We start from the raw sequence: 20,163 nt of genomic DNA, 5'->3' as shown, positions 1-20,163 counted from the left end.
GCTAACTAACGCTCGTTAACCAATGTTCTTCACTGGATTCGCATAGCTGTCGATTAAGTACTGACGAGCACCTTGTGGCAAGCCAGATAGTTTATCTTCAAACTCCTGCTTAACCGTTGCTGTAATCGACTCGTCTTCTTTTCCCGCTGCCAGCAAATTTACTGGAAACAGTTTGTAGTTGTCGTGGATCTGGCGGTCGATCTCTTGAGCAAGCGCTTCAGGCGTATCAAAATCTTGGTCGATAACCTGACCGAAACCAACATGAACACGTCCTTTATTGCCGATGATACCTTGAATGATACTTTCGATATCTTCAAATTCACCCTTTTCGTAACTGCCGTTTACGTCTTTTTCAAAAAGCTCGATCGCTTTCGCGATGTCACATGGATCGTTTTCATAAGAAATAGACACAGGAACGATCTTCAACGACTTCACGTATTCAGGGAAGGCGATTTTTTGCTTACGACCTTCAACGTGGAACATCTTCAAGATTGCTGGCTCAGTAAAATCATTGCCGTCTTTTGCACGGCCTTCTTTTTGAGCGATCCAGATAGAATTGCCCGTTTCCAAAGAATGCTTGATGTACGAAGACAACTGCCCTAGTGCTTTCATCATCTCACGCGGCCCTTTCAAAGAACGCTTTACAATAAAGCTCTTATTAAGGCGCATCAGTTCAGTCGCACATGGTTTCTTCAACAAGTTGTCACCAATTGCAATTCGGCAAGTTTGATGATTGTTGTGATGCAATGCGTAATTAACTAATGCTGGATCCATAGCAATATCACGGTGATTTGAAATAAACAGGTAAGCTTGACTAGCGTCCAGTGACTCTACACCTGTGTATGTCACACCATTCGTGGTTTTCGCTAATGTATCTCGCAAGTATTTCTTAACTTCAATCTGAATGGATTCAACGCTGGTCAACTTGCTCCACTTCATTTTTAAGTAAACGCGTAGAATTGGACTCATTAACGTTTTGAACCAAGACGCATGGTTTGAAAAACGGTAGTGCAGAATCGCACTGATAAATTCTTCATCATTAATAAGACGGTTTAGTGCCGCAGGAATTTCATCATCGCCGTAAGGACGAATATCAACATATGGATCGCTTGGAGAGGTCATTTTTTAATTCATATAATAAAAAGCTGGCTCATTCTACGCGTTGTTTTGACTTCTCGCAGCTACAGAGCCCATACTTTTGACAAGGTCAGACCAGAAACATTGAAAATACCCTGTTATTGTTGGCATTCTTTAAAATTAACGGTAATCTTGACGCCCCAAAATTAAGGTACTATCTATGAACTTCGCTATTGAATATACATCGGCTTACTTTTCACACTTGGTGATTACACCTCGCAAAAAAGTACTTAAACATAGCCTTGTATCGGTTCAAAGTGGCTTGGTTTTGATAAAGCTGGGTAAACAAGAGTATGCCGTCGAGCCAGGCCAGAGTGTATGGATTCCATATGACTGCCTAACATCACTGACCTACTTTCCAAACACCCAGGTTAATCGTGTCGATTTCTCAGTTCGTTTAACCGACTCATTCCCGAGACAAGCAGGATACATCACGCAAACCAACCTCTCTTCTGCGTTACTGGAAAAGTTGGAGCTAACCAAAGCTCGCGCTTCAAATGCCAATAATACGGAGCAAGCGTTTAAAGATATGCTTTCTGTTCTCAAGCAAGAAGTGTTGGCATTTAAGCCACTGCTTTGCGAAAGTGCTTTGTCTCAGCGATTCAATCAGTGGAACATCGATGACTCGAACCTACCGCAAGAACACACCTTGGTGATGGTAATGCGCGAGGCAAAGAAACGAATGCAGTCCGGTCAGAAACGTGCACTTGTGATTGATGATTTGTTCTCTGGAAAAGAAGAAGAGTTTGAACAGCTGTGCATGCTTGTTTTTGGTGAAGATTTATAGCTTAGCGATAGGTTATAGTTAATATTGAAAGCAGAAAACCAGATACTAAAAAGCCGCAAAAACTCAGTTTTTGCGGCTTTTTTAATTCTTAGCATCGATTAATAACCTAACGGTCTAGAACGGCAATTCAACCTGCATCATGAGGTCAGCGTCTCGTGAGTCATGCCAACGGTAATCAAATCGCATGCGCGGTTGCCCTTCTACTTTCTCACCAAAACCGATACTCAATTGAAGACCATGGTTCATCAACCACTCCTCTGTCGACATATCATATTGATCATCTTCGAGATCTTCAGGGAACCACATACCTAATCCAACGTAATTAGATTCAAGGCTTTGAGTTAATAGAGGCGCATCTTTGCTCTGAATAACCCAATCAGACCAATAGTCGGGAGCTTCAGGCTCTTCGTCACTTAGCCCGCTGATTTCCATCATGCGTTGACCAAAAGACTCAATACTCGAAGAGAAGTCTAAGCAGCTGTTTTCATCATCAGAAGTCAGCATTATCGAATCTAAGCTAAAGAAATCACAATCAGCTTGAGCAGGCATACTGCATGCTGCAATGATCATCGTCGCTGGTATCGCGCGCTTTAGCATAGTCATCAGACCTCTGAAATTAGTGAATCTACATTATTGTATACAGTCCACTATCTTGCAATATCTTTGTAACTGACTTTGTACTCAATTTCGCCACATTGCTCCCATTTTGCAAAGCAAGGCGGATATCGGTACTACGAATCTTTACTTTTTCAGGGCAAGCCATCACAGACCACTGCTCTGTTATCTCATCGGATTTATAGAAAGATGAGAATTTAAAGAAGTTATCTGGGCCAATAACAAACGTCAGTTCAGCGTCACGATGTAACTTTTGGAGTTCACTGAGCACTGCATAAGTCGTGACGCTTTCACCTGGAGTAAATAGGCTCTTTTCGATCAAAGAAAGCTCAACTTGATCCAGTGAAAGATCGCTAATAAATGCGTTAACTAACTGACATCTCGTATCAAAGTCTAGCATCTCTTTTCCCCAAGCATGGGCAATACTGGGAACAAGTAGAATTCTGTCAAAGTGAGCCAACGAATCAATCACACTTTTGTGCCCTAAGCTCGGCGGATTAAACGCACTACCGAAAATGGCTATTTTTTCCATTATTTATTACTGCCTTCTCTTTCTAAGCTTGTGCAAAGAGGTTTTTAAATCGGATGATTTAGGTATGATAACACTAGATTTTTAATTTGCTTGCAGGAAAGGAATACGAATGGAACAGTTAATTCGTGACGAAATGCGCGTACTACCTTCAATTGACCCTCACTTCGAAGTGACTCGCCGTGTGGACTTTATCAAAACTAAACTTCAGCAGTCAGGCTGCAAGTCTCTGATCCTTGGTATCAGTGGCGGTGTAGACTCAACGACCTGTGGCCGTTTAGCACAAATGGCAATTAATAGCCTGAATGAAAGCGCTGGTAGCGACAACTACCAATTCATCGCCGTTCGCCTGCCTTATGGTGAGCAAAAAGATGAAGATGAAGCACAGCTTGCTCTGTCTTTCATTCAGCCTTCTCAATCCGTTTCTGTAAACATTAAAGCCGGTGTTGATGGGCTCCACGCAGCATCTCACGTAGCTCTAGAAGGCACGGGATTGCTACCAACAGATTCTGCAAAAATCGACTTTGTGAAAGGGAATGTAAAAGCACGTGCTCGTATGATCGCGCAATACGAGATCGCAGGTTACGTTGGCGGCCTTGTCATCGGTACTGACCACTCAGCGGAAAACATTACAGGCTTCTACACCAAGCACGGTGACGGCGCATGTGATTTAGCACCTTTGTTTGGTTTGAACAAACGCCAAGTTCGTGAGCTTGCAGCAACGCTAGGCGCTCCAGAGCAACTTGTTAAGAAAGTACCAACCGCTGATCTAGAAGAGCTTGACCCTCAGAAAGCCGATGAAGCAGCATTGAATCTTTCTTACGATCAAATCGATGATTTCCTTGAAGGCAAAGCCGTTTCTCAAGACGTATCAGATCGCTTAGTAAGCATCTACAAAGCAACACAGCACAAGCGTCAGCCTATCCCAACGATTTACGATTAATTTTTTGAGTTAATCTCAGAATCAAAAAGGCCGGAAGCTCATTCACGAACTTCCGGCCTTTTCTATTTAATGCATTTTTCTTTATGATCTAGCGAGCTATTAATCCACAACTTCGATATCAGTTTGCGGAACACTGCAACACGCCAGTATCTGCCCCATGTTACGCTCATGATCTTGCAACGCAGGTACATCTGGTTGGTGAACTTGCCCTGACTCAAGGGTCACTTTACACGCTCCACAGAAACCCGCACGGCAACTAGAAGCGATAGACACGCCCGCTGACTCAGCTTGCTCTAGCAAAGTGGATTGGTTATTACCTTCGAACAGGTAGCCGTTCACACTTAACTGTAGTTGCTTCACCGCCTCTTCAGTAGACTGAGCTACACCAAACGCTTCTTGGTGGTAATGCTGAGGATTAAGCCCCATTTGAATCAGTAGTTTCTTTGCATTATCCATAAAGCCATCAGGGCCACACACGAACGCTTGGCGCTTATGTAGTTCTTCAACTTTAGCAACATGCGACACGCTCAAACGCCCAGATAAACCATCCCACTCTTTAGTTGGTTGGCTTAATGAATAAATCACACGAAGACCCGCGTGCTCACTGGCGATCTTATCAATTTCAGCTTGATAAGGGATGTCTTCTTCACTGCTACATTGATGATAGAAAACCACATCATCAATTTGACCATGGTCTGCCAAGTAACGCAGCATCGACAGCATTGGCGTAATACCGCTGCCTGCAGACAAAAGCAGTAACGGGTGAGTTGGATTTGCTTCTAAGTAGAACGCACCATCTGGATTTTGAGCAACCAAAGTATCACCCACTTGGAAGTGATCATTTAACCAGTTAGAGATTTGACCATCGTCCACTCGCTTCACTGAAATCGCCAAACGACCCGCTCGTGAAGGGCTAGAAGATAACGTGTAACGACGAGACACCTTCTCGCCATCAATCACCATCTCAATCGGTAGATGTTGTCCTGGTTGATAACTTGGCAATGAATGGTTCTCTTTGGCAGGCTCTAACCAAAAGGTCGTAAAGTCTCGAGCGATCTCTTCACGCTCAACGCAAGTTAAGTGTAGCGATTCTACCCATGTATCTTCGTAGTGCTCTTTTTCTTTAGTTTCTAATACTTCAACAACATCACCGGCTTTGACTAAGCCTTCATTTTTAGCCACAAGGTTCTGACCAAAGAAAACGCCACCACGTTCATTAGCTCTGAATGATGAAAAGGTATTAAGCGGCTCTTTTGTCGCTCTGAATTCGCCGCTCTCAACATCAACTGTCGTTAGGATACAGCGCTCACAAGGCTTCACCGCTTCGAATTCAACTTCACCAATTCGGATACGCTTCCAACCGTCTTCGGCAAAGGCTTCTGTATTTGAAACAACAAAGTTAGTGCGGAACTGATCCATTGAATGAACTTCAGGGCTGCGGCGATTGAGTTCATCAAGAGAGGCTTGGCTGATCACTAACATTGGGTAACCGTCGGCAAAGCTCACATTGTGACCGAGCTTTTCACGAACACGATTCGATTGCTCGCCAGAAAACAGTAGCTCAACGCGCACGCCCAACACATCACTGAACCAATCATCGGCTTCATCACATGTCGTATATGCCGTGAAGCTGTCTTTCCACACCGTTGCTGGCGCTTCTTGCATCTTGAAGCTCGCATACTTTAAGCGCAGCGGTTCTTTAGCTTCATAAGTGAAGATCAAACCATCTGGTTGCAAGCTAGAAGATACCTTGACCATTTTAGGGTACTTACGCGCCGTCACCATTGAGCCATCAGCCAACGCCAACATAAAGCGTCTGTCGAAAGTAAGGCCTTGTTTTTCGACCCAAGCAGAAGAGAGCGCAATCCCGCCCACTGACTTAACCGGAAATACATTGATTTGAGATAGAGAAGGCACTTGCTGTGAAGCCTTTTGATCTGACGGTAGCTGCGACATAACGATTCCAATGTTTTGTTATTTGTCCCAATGCTAACAAATGGTTATAAATAGATAAACTGGCAGGCATTAAACACTTGATACTAAGCTATTATCTTGAGATGTTTAGCTGTCTATTTTGATACATTAAGGCAGCAATGCAGTAACACTCTCCATACGTTCTATACTTTGAACACGATTACTGCATTGAACTTTCATTGAATAAAAAGGATTTATCATGAACAAACTCGTCATTATCATTTTATGTGTACTGCTTCCGCCTGTTGGTGTGTTCTTCGCTCGTGGTGCAGGTAAAGATCTGGTGATTAATATCATTCTTACCTTCTTCTTCTGGGTTCCAGGAATGATCCATGGTCTGTGGGTGGCGACTCGTTAACCCATATCCGAAAATAAATACCGGATAAAATACTCAGAAAAACAAGCTCCTAGCCCTGAAGAGTTAAAAATAGGATGAAATGAAAGTACTTTTCCACTATCATCCTGTCGCCTAAACGTAAGCGATTGCTTTCACAGATTTCGCTGAGTTTAGGCTCCAACTACATAACACTTCAAATGGTGGGAGCCTTCAATGACACAACTTACGATTACTCGTCCTGACGACTGGCACGTTCATCTACGCGATGGCGACGTATTAAAAGATACAGTGCGCGATATCAGCCGCTACAATGGTCGAGCGTTAATCATGCCAAACACCATCCCACCGGTAACCGATACCGAAATGGCGCTTGCTTACCGTGAACGCATCATGGCAGAGCAGCCAAGTGAACAATTCCAGCCTCTAATGGCACTTTACCTAACAGACAACACAACTCCTGATGAAATTCGTAAAGCGAAAGAGTCTGGCGCTGTTGTAGCGGCCAAGCTTTACCCTGCTGGCGCGACGACAAACTCTGATTCTGGCGTAACTTCTGCTCAAAAGATTTACCACGTATTAGAAGCCATGCAAGAAGTGGGTATGTTGCTGCTTGTTCATGGTGAAGTAACGGCTCACGATGTTGATATCTTTGACCGTGAAAAGCAGTTCCTAGACACAGTTCTAGCACCGATTGTTAACGACTTCCCTAACTTGAAGATCGTTCTAGAGCACATCACGACTGCAGATGCCGCGACTTTCGTTAAGAACGCTAACGAGAACGTAGCGGCAACCATTACAGCTCACCACTTGCTTTATAACCGCAACCACATGTTGGTTGGCGGCATTAAGCCACATTTCTACTGCCTACCAATCCTTAAGCGCAACACGCACCAATTGGCGCTTATCGAAGCTGCAACCAGCGGCAGCAAAAAATTCTTCTTGGGTACAGACTCTGCGCCACACGCAAAGGGCGCCAAAGAGTCAGCTTGTGGTTGTGCAGGTTCTTACACAGCACACGCTGCGGTTGAACTGTACGCTGAAGTATTCGATTTAGAAGGCAAGATTGAGAACCTAGAAGCGTTTGCAAGCCACAATGGCCCAGACTTCTACGGTATGCCACGTAACTCAGACACTATCACGCTCGTTAAAGAAGAGTGGAATGTTGCTGAAACGATGCCTTTCGGTTCAGACATCGTTGTGCCAATCCGTGGCGGCGAGACGATTGCTTGGTCGGTAAAATAAACGCCTAGTCGGTAAAAATAAGCGCTTGGGCTGTTAAATAAACACCCTCCATTTAGTGAAAAGGGTCACCATAATAATTATGGTGACCCTTTTTTGTTTCGATCAAAAACGGTCTTATTCAAAGAAGTAATTTCACGATTACTTACCGCGAATTTTTCCAATCACAGTCCAAACAGCAACAACGCTCAGTCCAGCTAAGACACCAATAACACCATTCAACAGAGTTGGAACAACCGCTGTCGCTATCGTGTGTCCACGAAAATCCATAATAATCGGCTCAATTAAGTGATGAATCGCAGGAACGTTGTGCACCACAATGCCGCCGCCAACCAAGAACATCGCAGCCGTTCCAACCACCGCAAGCGTCTTCATTAACTTGGGCGCAAATGCGACTAGCCCGTTACCCAGTTGAGTTTTAATGGCACTCCCATTCGATGTTCGCTGGAGATAGAAACCTAAATCGTCCAACTTCACGATCCCTGCCACTAAGCCATAAACACCAATCGTCATCACAACCGCAATCAAACTCACGACAAGAATCTGAGTGACGATACTTGTACCCGTCACGGTACCCAGAGCTATCACGATGATTTCCGCAGATAATATGAAGTCGGTACGAATCGCGCCTGCGACCTTTCTTTTCTCATATTCCTCTATGGATTCGCCAGTACTCGTATCCTCTCCCTTTTCATCATCTTGATGAGAATGAGGAAACAGCTTCTCTAAGATTTTCTCCGCCCCTTCAAAACAAAGAAACAAACCTCCAATCAAAAGCAAAGGCATGATCAGCCAAGGAATAAAGGCACTGATCAATAATGCCGCGGGAACCAAAATCAGCTTGTTTTTAAATGAGCCTTTGGCAACCGCCCAAACCACGGGGATTTCTCGTTCAGCAGAAACACCGGATACCTGCTGAGCGTTAAGGGCTAAATCGTCACCCAATACGCCTGCGGTTTTTTTAGCTGCCACCTTAGACATCAGTGCGACATCATCCAACACGGTTGCAATGTCATCTAGCAGTGTTAATAAACTTGCTCCAGCCATTTTATTGTCTCTTTTTAACGGATTGAACCATCGATGAAATGTAACATCATCAATTCACTCATCAAAGTTATGAGTCTGTAAAAAATAAAGTCACAAGTTGTGTTTTCTATTGCTGTCTCTGTTAGACAGGAATAATCTGTCTTCATCTTTCACGAACATAAAAGAAGAAGTATAGATGAAAAGTGAATACTCCTACCCAATCGGTGAGCCTGGAAAAAAATGGCAACAAGCAGAACGTCAAGCATGGTTCGCTCAAAGAACGGTTAAGCGTGAATATCAACAAGAAGTTGTGCCAAAGATTAAAGCACTTGCAGACCGTTTTGATATCGAACAATACGGCGCACTGAGCTACGACGAAGCTCGCTTCCCGCTTTTTGCAATCAAGAGCAAAAGCTGGGACGCATCAAAACCAACGATCCTTGTAACGGGTGGTGTTCACGGTTACGAAACCAGTGGTGTACATGGCGCGATCAAATTCGCCGCAACTCAAGCAGAACAATACTCTGCGCACTTCAACATTGTAGTAGCACCTTGTGTAAGCCCTTGGGGTTACGAAGTGATCAACCGATGGAATCCAAATACTGTTGATCCAAACCGCTCTTTCTATGACGGTACGCCAGCAGAAGAATCAGCAAACCTGCGTGCTTTAGTGGCCTCTTTGCCAGAAGTATTGGTTCACGTTGACCTGCATGAGACGACAGACTCTGATGAAACTGAATTCCGACCAGCACTCGCAGCTCGTGATGGTATTGAGTACATCGAAGGCATGATCCCAGACGGTTTCTACACAGTTGGTGATACTGAAAACCCGCAACCAGAATTCCAAGCAGCGGTTATTGCTTCGGTCGAAAAAGTGACCCATATTGCACCAGCAGATGCAGACGGCAAGATCATTGGTTCTGAAGTCACACAACATGGCGTGATCAACTACCCTATGAAGAAGCTAGGCTTGTGTGGTGGTGTGACTGATTGTAAGTACGGCACAACCACTGAGGTTTACCCAGACAGCGATAAAGTAACAGATGAAGAGTGTAATGACGCTCAAGTCGCTGCGGTAGTCGGTGCTTTGGATTACGTAATTCAACACGAATTAAACGCTTAAGCGACTACTTAAGACCTCGCACCAAGCACTTAATAGCTAGTCCCCTAATAACTAGTCTCCTAATAACTAGTCTCCTAAAGCGAATCCCTAAAACTAAAAAAGAGCCATAAGTGACGATTCACTTGTGGCTCTTTTTTGTCTTATCTGCTTGTCTTTGATTTCTTCTTGGGCATAAAAAAGCTCCCTTGCACACAGTACAAGAGAGCTTTGAAATAATACTTAATAAGGAGTAACTAGCGAACTCTCTACTCCCCATACTTGATTACTTTATTTAGCGGTTTCGCTAACGTTTTCTTGTCCTTTATCTACTTCAGTCAGTAGACCTTTCAACAAGCTGAAACAACCAATCAGAAGAATGATCGTAAATGGCAATGCAGCAATGATCGTGATCGATTGCAGAGCTTGGATAGATTGAGTACCACCAATCCACAGCATCACCATTGCGATAGCACCTGAGATAACCGCCCAAACCACTTTTTGCTTCACTGGAACTTCAAGCTTACCACCCGCGGTCATGCCATCGATAACGATAGAGCCTGAGTCTAGCGTGGTAACGAAGAACACAATGATCAGTGCAACTGCGAGAACCGACAGAATACTACCGAACGAGTAAGCATCTAGCATGTAGAACAAGCTTAGAGATACGTCTGTAATGCCTTGGTCAAGGCCAAGTTGCCCTACATGATTAATCACCTGATCGATAGCCACGCCACCGAAGATAGCCATCCAAGCCGACGTTACCAATGTTGGGATAATCAGTACGCAAAGTAAAAACTCACGAACCGTACGGCCTTTAGAAATACGCGCTACAAACATACCGAAGAAAGGTGCATACGCAACCCACCATGCCCAATAGAACACAGTCCAGCCATGCAGCCATGTTGTGTCTTCACGACCAGAACTTTGGCTCAACGCTACGATGTTATTCGCATAACCCGTCACCGCCGTTGCCACAGAATCAAGCACGGTTGTGAAGTTCAGAATAGCGATAAGACCAAGGAATACGAACGCAATAACCATGTTCAAGTTACTTAGGAACTTAACACCACCGTCCATACCACGTAGAACAGAGATGATAGCCAAGCCCATGATCAGAACGATAATAGATTGCTGAAGGAAGATGTTGTTTTCCAAGCCAAATACATGGCTGATACCACTTGCTGCTTGTGTACCACCTAAGCCTAATGAAGTCGCTAGACCAAACAATGTAACCAGTACCGTCAGTACATCGATCACATCACCGGTTTTGCCCCATACTCGTTCACCCAGAATCGGGTAAAACACAGAACGCATAGATAGCGGCAAGCCTTTGTTATAAACAAAATACGCTAGACAAAGTGCCGTCATGCCATAGATAGCCCATGCATGAAAACCCCAGTGGAACAGTGTCGCGCCAAGAGCCAGTTCACGGCCTGCTTCTGTAAAAGGTTCTGCACCTAGTGGCGTTCCGAACCAGTTCGTGAAGAACGCGGTTGGCTCTGCAACACCCCAAAAAATAAGTCCTATACCCATACCCGCTGCGAATAGCATTGCTATCCAAGATGACATGGAGTAATCCGCCGTCGCGTCTTCGCCACCTAGACGAATTTTACCCAACGGTGAAAACGCGAGAACAACGGCAAACGCTAGCATGATGTTAGCTCCCCACATAAAGAGGAAGTCAAACTTTGATAAAACAGCACCCTTAATAGAATCAATAGCAGCTTTAGCATCTGCAGGAGGAAGAGCAAGAAGAGTGATGATGAAGAGAAGAGATAAGCCTACTGAGGCTACGAAGACTGTGTTATGAACATCCATGCCCCATTTACTGACGTTGTCTTGACCAACTTGATAGTCAGTAGAATCAATACTGTATTTTTTTGATTTAAAACTCATAAATTATGATGTTCGCATATCCGAATCAACGAATATAAGGACGCTCTCCATATCCAATTACTACTTGATTGGCTCGCCGCACCACCTAAATAAAAAGGCGATAAAAATCACAATGATTGGTGACAAATGGACTTATTGGCTCAATCCCAAGGCGCGAATTATAGCACAGCTCAAAGCATTTTGACTGAGTTTTAGCTCAATAGTCACCCAAACCACCGTCAATAGTGATAGTTAAGCCAATAAAAACAGAATAAAATAAACAAATAAAAATGTTTAAATACAGTGCTTTAAATTAAAATAACGCACTGTAAAATCTCATTCAAACTTTCTAAAGATAAAATCAACAACAGCCCAATTTATTTATAGCTCTAACAAAAAAGCCCCGCTATAGGGGCGGGGAAATTACCAAAGGTAAAAGAGAAATCAGTATTCAAATGTCAGTGCTACGTCTAGCAGAGCAGCACTTCACATTTCAAAGACAGCACATTAGATCGCGAAGCAAAAACCTAGGTTATAGTCTTCGCCATTTTTTGCCGTGAACTCTTTATCTTCACTTGAAGCGTTCGGTCGACCGCTTTCATCGCCTTTCACTAAGCTCACCCAGTGACGGATACCAGAAGAACGGCTCGCCTCAGTTTGGCCAAACGTGGTGCATGTCTCTAACTGGATATCTTGAATATCAACCAATTCTAAGTAGCCGGTGCCTTTACGAGCACCGATTGTCACTTCAACGTGTGTACCGCTTTCATCACGAAATAGGATTGCTGAAGGCTTAGACTTATCGCCCGTGAAAGCAACAAAATGCTTCGCTCGTTTTAGGCCAGTATGTTCGCCATTTTTGAAGTAAACCTGAACATGTCGGTAGTCAATCTCATAGCTCACTGCGTCTTCGTGTGAACCAGCCTCAAGAGGAAATAGAGTATCAAGCAACTGTTTCGCCATTTTTTGTTTTTCGAGCTGCTTGTCTGCTTTCACCATTTCTACGGCAAAGACAGCTTCAGCAATAAATGTTGAATGGTTTCTGTGAAGTTCTGTTTTGTCTAGTGTCAGCATATTCATAGTCTTTCCCTCTTACGGCTTTGAATTTCATGTCGGTCAAAAATCCTGATTGACCCTTTTCAAAATTGTTCTTTACTGTGTTGCTTCCATGTATTTCATACTACTTGTATTTTAGAAACAATTTCACAACAAAAATTTCACAGTGTTAATTTTACTAAATTGCTTTTTTACACAAACTGGCATTTTGAGCCCCCAGCCCTTTATCTAACTGGGTTGAGGGCTCAGTAGAAACACTTTTACGTGTTGTTTGAATTTGTGTAATAACCAACACCAACCAGCTTATTGTCGATCACTCGATAGTAAGTGTGCTTGGTTTCCACCTTGCTCGACAGCGGGTTTAACCATTGATAGGTATAAACGCCTCGGCCATTTTCTTTCGCTAGGTTTAACATCTCAGTGAGAATTGGCTTATCATCAGGGCTTAGGATTTCGTTGTGTGAACGCCCAACAAGCTCAGGGGATACACCGTGTGCGAGCAGCTTTCCAGAGCTCATGTCCATCACGAACACATACAAGTCTCCTTCAACAAAGCGACCTTCGCTATTATTGAACTCGGTAATGCTGTCTTGTTCGGATTCGACTATCGCCGTCATGGCTCTTGCCAACAATCGCTTAGCTTCTGCGGCACTTGAGCGTTCAGGGTAGTAACCCACAGCCACAATCACATCGCCCACTCGTTCAAAGAAGGTGGTCTTAGGCTCACCCATGCGGTCAGTCGGATTTGTCCAATGGTACTGAACTTCGCCAAAACCGTTATGCACAGCCTTAGTGATCATTTCTCGGAAAAAAGGATTGCCATAAACATCTTGAGTGTCCAAAACGCTGTCGCCCACCAACACCATTGAAGATCCGCCACTGGCGAGGAATTGGCCATCAATCCCTAAAGCAAACACATAAAGCTCACCGTCTGTATATTCAGGGTCGCTCATGAAGTCACTCACACTCTCATCGCCATCCTTTTGCACATGGACAACCGCCTTCGCAAGCAGGGTTTTGGCTCTTCTTTCAGCGTCACTGACAACATGTGGTTCTGAAATGTCGAGCACATTAACTGGCTCGTTTTCTTTCGCTGTTTCTGAATGTTCGGCACGCAACCCAATGCCACTGATCACTGCAAATACGGCACAACCAATAAGGATAATTCTTGATATATTCATAGTGACCTCTCCTAATAGCCCACCAAGGACGGTAGCCAAAGTGTAATTTGCGGGAAGAAAGCGATAACGAACACGCCAATAACGGATGCAAGCACAAAGGGATGGATCTTAGCGGTGATCTGTTCGACCGTGGCTCCGCCTATCCCCGAGGCAACAAAGATATTTTCACCGAGCGGCGGCGTAGCAAATCCTATCGATAACGTACACACCACCACGATTCCTACGTGCGTTGGATCCGCACCGAGCATGTACATGATTGGCAACAAGACCGGCACGATGATCATGATCGCGGCCAAGGTTTCCATGAACATGCCAACGAAAAGCAGTAACACAATAGTCAATGCCCACACCATGTACATGTTGTCAGTGAACCCTAACAATGACTCCGCCACCACAACCGGAATTTTTTGTTCGATTAACAAGCGACCAAATACCGTTGCCGCGAATAGAATCAGCAACACACGTCCAGTGATCCATGTCGTTGTCGACAATGACTTAATCGTGCTTTTGAACGATAACTCTCGGTGAATAAACACTCCGACAAACAGTGAATAGAAGATAGCCACAACCGCCGATTCTGTGGGTGTGAACATACCGCTGTAGATACCTCCGAGAATCAAAAACGGAGCCAGTATCGACCATATACCTCGGCGCAACGAGTGTCTTACTTCGCCAAATGACCAGTTTTCACTCAGCCCTTTGTAGCCTTCACGTTTAGCAATAAAGTAGTTAGTGACCACTAGCGTCGACGCCATAATGAAACCCGGTACAACCCCAGCAACAAACAATTTTGGAATAGATAAAGAGGCAAACTGTCCGTGTTGAGCAATGGCCTCTGGCGGTGCCATTAATCCCATAGCGGAGATGCCGAAAATAACTAGCGGGATGGATGGCGGAATAATGATACCCAATCCCCCTGAAGCGGCAGTCACCGCAGAGGCGTAGCTCTTATCGTAATCTCGCTTAACCATTGCTGGTACCATCAACATACCAACCGCAGCGGTCGTGGCTGGGCCTGAACCTGATATAGCTCCAAAGAAAAGGCAGGCCATCACGGTTGCAGCGCCAAGGCCGCCCGTCACGGGTCCGGCTAAGCTCTCTGCAATATCCACCAGGCGTTTGGAGATACCTGCCGCCTCCATTAATGCGCCAGCAAGAACAAAGGCCGGCAGCGCCATTAACGGGAAGTTACCCACCGAAGTAAACGCGATTTGTACTAAAGCGATGGGATTTTTGTCGAGCAACATATAGGCCGCCATTGAAGCGCCGGCCAGTGATACGGTGATTGGTGCACCCAGAATTAACAGGGTTAAGAAGCCACCAAATAAAATTAGAGTTAAATAGGATTCCATTATTACATCTCTCTATTACGGCTATTCTCTGTGACGACTACTGTGATGACTTTTGTGCCGTCATTTTGCGCAGTTCTTTGACTTCAGGATCTTCGTTCTTAGCGCCCTTAAATAAGCGCTCGTAGTTGTTCCAGATAATGCGCAGCATCATTAGAGAAAATGCGATCGGCAAAATCATATAGAAGTATTTCATTGGGATGCCTGTCGTCTGAGACTTCCAGAACAAATTCATTTTGTTGAACACGAAATCGTAGCTGAGATAAACAAAGTAGCCGTTAAACAGCAGCCATAAGAAGTCAGCGATGGTTTCACAGACGGTCTGAACAATCGGGGGGAAGAACTTGAAATGAAAACTGACTCGGTTATGGGCTGACATTTTTGCCGCAACAACCGCCCCTAAATAGGCAAACCAAACAAACATGTAAGTAGCGACTTCATCACCCCAAGGTATGGAGTAATCGAAAAGCTGACGAGTAAGGATTTGTGTGAACAGCAATAGGACAAAGCTTGCTAGCAACAGACAACATGTATATTCCTCAATGTTGTTAAGGTGCTTTTTTATTGTTTTAGCGACTGACATATAACCTCCAATGTTGATTTCCACATGACAACCAGTCGCTCGCGGTACTAAAAAGATCAGGTACTGGACAGATCAACGAGTAAAGCCATGTAAATGCCCTATCTAACCGTTCTATCGCGAGGTGATTAAGTCGCGAAGAACAGCAGATAGGGCGAATCTAATCGTTACTTTCTACCTAGTAACTCAAGAACGTCGTCTAGCTTGTCTTTACCTCCAATGCTTGAATAGAACTTAGGCCAAACTGACTTAGTGACCCTACTGATCCACTCTTGCTCGTTGTCTGCTGGGTCAGTGAAGACCATGCCTTTTGCTTGCAATTCTTCACGGATCTTGTTTTCAGTATTTTCTAAGTATGCAAAGCTGTGCTCTGTCGCTTCCTGACCCGCTTCAAGAATGATCTTTTGCATTTCAGGCGTTTGTTGTTGGAAGACTGTTTCACTGACGATAAGCGGCTCAAGAGAGAAGATATAACGAAGGTTTGTGACGTACTTTTGCACTTCATTAAACTTCATCGCATGAACAGTGATGTATGGGTTATCTTGACCATCAACCACACCTTGTTGCAATCCAGTAAAGGTTTCTGACCATGCCATTGGTGTTGGGTTTACACCCCATGCTTGGTACGAAGCAATCATAATTTCGTTACGAGGGACGCGAATCACTAACCCTTTAAGGTCTGCTGGCGAAGCTACGGCTTTTTTCGAGTTAGTCAGAACCCTAAAACCAGAATAAGCCCAACCTACGATGCGAACGCCTGCGTCACGGATAGTATTGTCGACAAGGTCTTGACCGACTTGGCCTTGAGTTAATAGCACCGCTTCTTCTGCACTTTGAATAACATAAGGCATGGTCAGTAGACCAACCGTTGGAGAGAAAGGCGTCACGTTGTTGATCGCCAATACAGAGAAGTCGAGAAGGCCGATTGCCGCGTCGTTGACGGTATCTTGCTCATTGCCCAATTGACCATTCGGGAACAGGTCGATTTTGACTTTGCCGTCTGTTTTTTGCTCCATCAATTCAGAAAATGATGTCGCTAATTCCCATTGAGTACCACCAGCAGCATCGCCGATAGCCATTTTAAAATTTGCTGCTGCCGCGGCATGAGATAGCATCGCTGTTGCTACAATTGTGACGCCAGCAATAATTTTATTTTTAATAAATTTCATAGTCTTAACCTTTTATATCATACAGACGTCCTGCCTGTACTTTGCTCACAAGGTGACCTGGTACAACTTTCCTGGTCGTAGTTCTATTTCCCTATTTTGGAAACAATGTTCGAGTAGTTAAAGCACTTCATCCTTTAACGAATACCACTGATAAAGGAACTGTTGCCCTACCCTTCGAAATGGTGCAAACATCTCAGATTCCACCACTTCCCTCACGTTGGGGAACGGAAGTTTTGATTCAAATATTGGCAAGTCAAGCTTATGACCTTCACCTGCGATCCACTGAGCAAGGCGCTTGCCTGCTTGAGCGGAGTACATCACACCATTGCCGCCATACCCTAGTGCGTAGAATATGGATTGCTTTGGATTCGGCTGATAGATTCTTGGCATCATGTCGTGGCTAACATCAACCCAACCCCACCATGAATAATCGATTTTGATCTGATCGAGAGAAGGGAATTTTCGGGTTAAATCCGATCTCAACATATCTTCGTATTTCTTTTCAGGTGCGTTCTTGCCACTGATGGCACTCCGTGTACCTATCTGCACTCGGTTATCGGGTAACAAACGGTAGTAATGACGCAAAATTCTGGTATCAGTAATCACCTGATTGGTTTTGAAGTTACACGCTGCGATTTCGTCTTGAGTTAACGGACGCGTCACCATCGAGTTAGAAAGTACGGGTAATAGGCGATTCTTAAGCTCTGAATGCAAACCTTGGCTGGTGTAACCACCGGTACAAACACCGACAGAACGAGCCTTAACCACACCACCTGGTGTTTTTAGGTAGTGCACACCGTTGCGTGTTTCCCAACCCATCACAGGGCTTGCTGGGTGAACTTTTACGCCGAGTGCTCTCGCCTTTCTTAGATAACCAAACGCCAATTTCCCTGCATGGATGCCAATACCTTCTGGCTCATGCATTGCGCCTGCCGCTTCTTGGTCACCAACGTAATCACGTTTTACGGTTTCTGCATCTAAGATCTGCGCATCGTAATCGAAGGTGTCACGCAGCAACTTGGCTTCTTTCTCGAGTGTTGCCATCACTTTGGGACGATGGGCAACGTATAAGTGGCCGCCCGGCTGTGGGTCACAATCAATGTCTTTGATCAGAGACTTAAAGGTGTTCATACCATCGACGCATTCACGGTGCATTTTCAGTGCGGTTTCGAGTCCCCAGCGTTCAATCCACTGAGAGCGCTTCAAACGTCCTGACGCACACTGAGCCTGACCACCATTTCGGGTACTGCAACCCCAACTCATACGGTTAGCTTCAATCACAGTCGCTTTAATACCGTACATTTCAGCAAGGTGTATCGCGGTGCTTAAGCCTGTGTAGCCTGAACCGATTATCGCTACATCGACATCCATATCCGATGTAATTGGGCCATCATCTTCAGGTGGCGCGCCTGCGGTATCTACCCAATAAGTCGGGGCGTATTCCTTACCGTGACCTGGGCTCTTGTCTTTAAGTGGATCGTATTTTGGATCGTATTTATCTTGTGCTTGGGTGCTTTCTTTTGCTTGGGTGCTTTTCACCTTTGGCGGCACATCGGCTGCCGGTTGTTCCATTACTAAACTCATAATTCGACTCTCCTAGTCATAACACGTGAACGGGTTGTGGTTTCGTGTCTAGCTCTTGGGAGTGTTGTTAGGAGTCAAAAGAGGTCGTGTTTTACGGAAGGCATTTTTTACGCTGATTTTTCCCTCTTTCAGGGTAAACACATCAACCATACGAGCTTCGATGACAGTGCCATCAGGGTTAGTCGCAGAGAACGTTGATTCACTCACCGCGCGGTCGCCACACACAAAGTGGACAGGGTCGCTCCAGGCTGCATCTGGAAAGTTCTGTCAAACCAATTCAAAGCTATTGCGAACGGCTTCGTACCCTTCGATAGTGTTGCCAAGTTCGCCTTCTCCTGCCACGGTGTGGAAGACACAGTCTTCGGTCATAAACGACATTAGCGCTTCAATATCATGGTTATTCCATGCATCACTAAAAGACTGTAAAAAGGCGGTGTCGACTTGGTTTTCCAGCACGAATGTCGCTGCATTGGTTTGCATATTCATATTCCAGAATCCTTTATGTTTTCGTTATTGGTTTAAATTTCAGTAGCTTTGCGCCACTTTTTATTAGAGTGTTTAAACTAGATCTGTGAAAATTTAACAACTTGATAACAAGATTCGTCACTCTAACTTCGAGTTACTTTATAAACAATCTTTAAGCTCACAGATTTCATCTTTTTATAAATCAATTGGTGTTCTAATTTTATTTATCTCGTAATCACTAGATTTATATGAGCTCTAAATAAAATCAGTAGAAATATTAGACTTTAGTCGAAATCAAAATCTTGATGGTACTTTCGGCCATACTGCTCAAGCTGGCGATCATGAGTATTAACTTGTAATTCGATATTACTCTCACCTTTATTCATTGCTTGATTGCTATCTACATGGGCTTCATTTTTTAAATCAGCCAGTGTCTCTTCAATATATTCTGTCGGTTCATTTAAAACATTCATGGAGATTAATTCCTTTATCAGGTTTACTTTCGCTGATGGAAGAATATGAACGGACACTAGACCGTTTGAATATTCTTTCTCATCGTACAAAGGCTGAATGGCATCATTGCCACCTTCCTTAAATGGGTGAATGGAATACCACTTATCTTTTCGTTGCTCTTGCTGATCACAATCAGCCACATTGAATATCTGAGTCTTATTGAAGTCACAGGGTGAGTTAAAAACACTAACCTTATGATAATCAATGGCTTTAATAATATTGATACAGTCTTTACTTTGGCTATGACATACAGACCACAGCGCATTAATTAGGTTATCTGTCCACTCAAGTAAACGGGTTGGAAACCCCTGCTTCTTGGCTAAACACATCAATAACCAATCGTTTATCTCGTGTGCACTCAACGAATGCCCGCCATAAACTCTCACGGTCGAGAGAAGTTCTTGTTCGACACGGCGAATATTCTTTCGATTTGAGCGACCTAAGCTTGGCATCAAGTTATTATTTTCATAATTACACACGTTATAAATCAAATCACGATACCCACTACACTCAGCAATGAGTGAATCGATTATTTCATACAGCTCGTCGAGTGAGTTTATATAACGTTTATTTTTCACAACATTCATACAATAAATCACTTAATTTATATTCGGTAAAGTTAAAGCATTAATAATCACGTTAATCAATGGTTCAATTGGTATCGTTGTAATTATTGAAAAATGATAATAGGTATATATATTC

At 44.2% G+C, this 20,163-nt stretch carries 18 protein-coding genes and 1 pseudogene; 5 read left to right on the top strand and 14 right to left on the bottom strand.

The features are described from left to right. Positions 1-15: 15 nt before the first annotated feature. Positions 16-1,122, bottom strand: coding sequence for a 1-acyl-sn-glycerol-3-phosphate acyltransferase (locus AC3CHU_RS21010; protein WP_488525593.1), 1,107 nt, complete (start codon positions 1,120-1,122; stop codon positions 16-18). Positions 1,123-1,297: 175 nt separating this feature from the next. Here AC3CHU_RS21010 and AC3CHU_RS21005 point away from each other — a divergent pair, with 175 nt between their 5' ends. After that, the gene (locus tag AC3CHU_RS21005) at positions 1,298-1,924 is read left to right on the top strand and encodes a hypothetical protein (RefSeq protein WP_017077381.1); all 627 of its coding nucleotides are present in this window, start codon (positions 1,298-1,300) and stop codon (positions 1,922-1,924) included. 114 nt (positions 1,925-2,038) lie between these two features. Here the strand turns inward: AC3CHU_RS21005 and AC3CHU_RS21000 are convergent, their stop codons facing one another. Then, positions 2,039-2,527, bottom strand: coding sequence for a hypothetical protein (locus tag AC3CHU_RS21000; RefSeq protein ID WP_428783779.1), 489 nt, complete (start codon positions 2,525-2,527; stop codon positions 2,039-2,041). A 22-nt stretch (positions 2,528-2,549) separates the two neighbouring features. Next, entirely contained in the window at positions 2,550-3,071 is a 522-nt protein-coding gene (locus AC3CHU_RS20995; RefSeq protein WP_488525592.1) for a nicotinate-nicotinamide nucleotide adenylyltransferase, read from the bottom strand. Positions 3,072-3,180: 109 nt separating this feature from the next. On the opposite strand from AC3CHU_RS20995, the gene nadE reads away from it, so the two are divergent. Further along, positions 3,181-4,011, top strand: coding sequence for an NAD(+) synthase (gene nadE, locus AC3CHU_RS20990; RefSeq protein ID WP_488525591.1), 831 nt, complete (start codon positions 3,181-3,183; stop codon positions 4,009-4,011). 99 nt (positions 4,012-4,110) lie between these two features. On the opposite strand, the gene AC3CHU_RS20985 is transcribed toward nadE, so the two are convergent. Then, on the bottom strand, positions 4,111-5,967 hold the full coding sequence (locus tag AC3CHU_RS20985) for an MOSC N-terminal beta barrel domain-containing protein (protein ID WP_488525590.1): 1,857 nt from the start codon (positions 5,965-5,967) through the stop codon (positions 4,111-4,113). Positions 5,968-6,184: 217 nt separating this feature from the next. Between AC3CHU_RS20985 and AC3CHU_RS20980 the strand changes: the two genes are divergently transcribed. Together AC3CHU_RS20980 and pyrC are read left to right on the top strand one after the other, a co-directional pair. Next, the gene (locus AC3CHU_RS20980) at positions 6,185-6,343 is read left to right on the top strand and encodes a YqaE/Pmp3 family membrane protein (protein WP_017059962.1); all 159 of its coding nucleotides are present in this window, start codon (positions 6,185-6,187) and stop codon (positions 6,341-6,343) included. 192 nt (positions 6,344-6,535) lie between these two features. Beyond that, positions 6,536-7,564, top strand: a complete 1,029-nt coding sequence (gene pyrC / locus AC3CHU_RS20975) for a dihydroorotase (protein ID WP_488525589.1) — start codon at positions 6,536-6,538, stop codon at positions 7,562-7,564. A 138-nt stretch (positions 7,565-7,702) separates the two neighbouring features. Here pyrC and AC3CHU_RS20970 read toward each other — a convergent pair whose 3' ends face one another. Next, positions 7,703-8,608, bottom strand: a complete 906-nt coding sequence (locus AC3CHU_RS20970; protein WP_372317769.1) for a DUF808 family protein — start codon at positions 8,606-8,608, stop codon at positions 7,703-7,705. Between the two features lie 175 nt (positions 8,609-8,783). Between AC3CHU_RS20970 and AC3CHU_RS20965 the strand changes: the two genes are divergently transcribed. Continuing rightward, positions 8,784-9,710, top strand: coding sequence for a M14 family metallopeptidase (locus tag AC3CHU_RS20965; protein ID WP_488525588.1), 927 nt, complete (start codon positions 8,784-8,786; stop codon positions 9,708-9,710). A 267-nt stretch (positions 9,711-9,977) separates the two neighbouring features. Here AC3CHU_RS20965 and AC3CHU_RS20960 read toward each other — a convergent pair whose 3' ends face one another. From AC3CHU_RS20960 to AC3CHU_RS20920, 9 genes and pseudogenes are all read right to left on the bottom strand, one after another. Continuing rightward, positions 9,978-11,585 carry a BCCT family transporter gene (locus tag AC3CHU_RS20960; RefSeq protein WP_146456493.1) on the bottom strand — a complete coding sequence of 536 codons (1,608 nt, stop codon included), beginning with the start codon at positions 11,583-11,585 and terminating at the stop codon, positions 9,978-9,980. Positions 11,586-12,071: 486 nt separating this feature from the next. Then, complete coding sequence (locus tag AC3CHU_RS20955) at positions 12,072-12,644, bottom strand: aldolase/citrate lyase/malate synthase family protein (RefSeq protein ID WP_017094519.1); 573 nt, start codon at positions 12,642-12,644, stop codon at positions 12,072-12,074. A 236-nt stretch (positions 12,645-12,880) separates the two neighbouring features. Then, a complete protein-coding gene (locus AC3CHU_RS20950; RefSeq protein WP_488525587.1) occupies positions 12,881-13,801 on the bottom strand; it encodes a cache domain-containing protein in 921 nt (306 codons plus the stop codon). Between the two features lie 11 nt (positions 13,802-13,812). Continuing rightward, positions 13,813-15,153: a TRAP transporter large permease gene (locus AC3CHU_RS20945; RefSeq protein ID WP_488525586.1), complete on the bottom strand. Its 1,341-nt coding sequence runs from the start codon at positions 15,151-15,153 to the stop codon at positions 13,813-13,815. A 37-nt stretch (positions 15,154-15,190) separates the two neighbouring features. Continuing rightward, complete coding sequence (locus tag AC3CHU_RS20940; RefSeq protein ID WP_009845769.1) at positions 15,191-15,733, bottom strand: TRAP transporter small permease; 543 nt, start codon at positions 15,731-15,733, stop codon at positions 15,191-15,193. 164 nt (positions 15,734-15,897) lie between these two features. After that, positions 15,898-16,899, bottom strand: a complete 1,002-nt coding sequence (locus tag AC3CHU_RS20935) for a TRAP transporter substrate-binding protein (RefSeq protein ID WP_488525585.1) — start codon at positions 16,897-16,899, stop codon at positions 15,898-15,900. Positions 16,900-17,016: 117 nt separating this feature from the next. After that, positions 17,017-18,483 carry an NAD(P)/FAD-dependent oxidoreductase gene (locus AC3CHU_RS20930; protein WP_488525584.1) on the bottom strand — a complete coding sequence of 489 codons (1,467 nt, stop codon included), beginning with the start codon at positions 18,481-18,483 and terminating at the stop codon, positions 17,017-17,019. 48 nt (positions 18,484-18,531) lie between these two features. Beyond that, positions 18,532-18,969 (bottom strand): annotated as a pseudogene (locus AC3CHU_RS20925) (nuclear transport factor 2 family protein). A gap of 263 nt (positions 18,970-19,232) precedes the next feature. Then, a complete protein-coding gene (locus AC3CHU_RS20920) occupies positions 19,233-20,048 on the bottom strand; it encodes an FRG domain-containing protein (RefSeq protein ID WP_488525583.1) in 816 nt (271 codons plus the stop codon). Between the last annotated feature and the right edge of the window lie 115 nt (positions 20,049-20,163).

The sequence above is a fragment of the Vibrio sp. QJM3NY_39 genome (assembly GCF_057785895.1).
The sequence above is the reverse complement of the archived record's forward strand: the minus strand, read 5'-3'. Positions and strand labels throughout refer to the sequence as shown.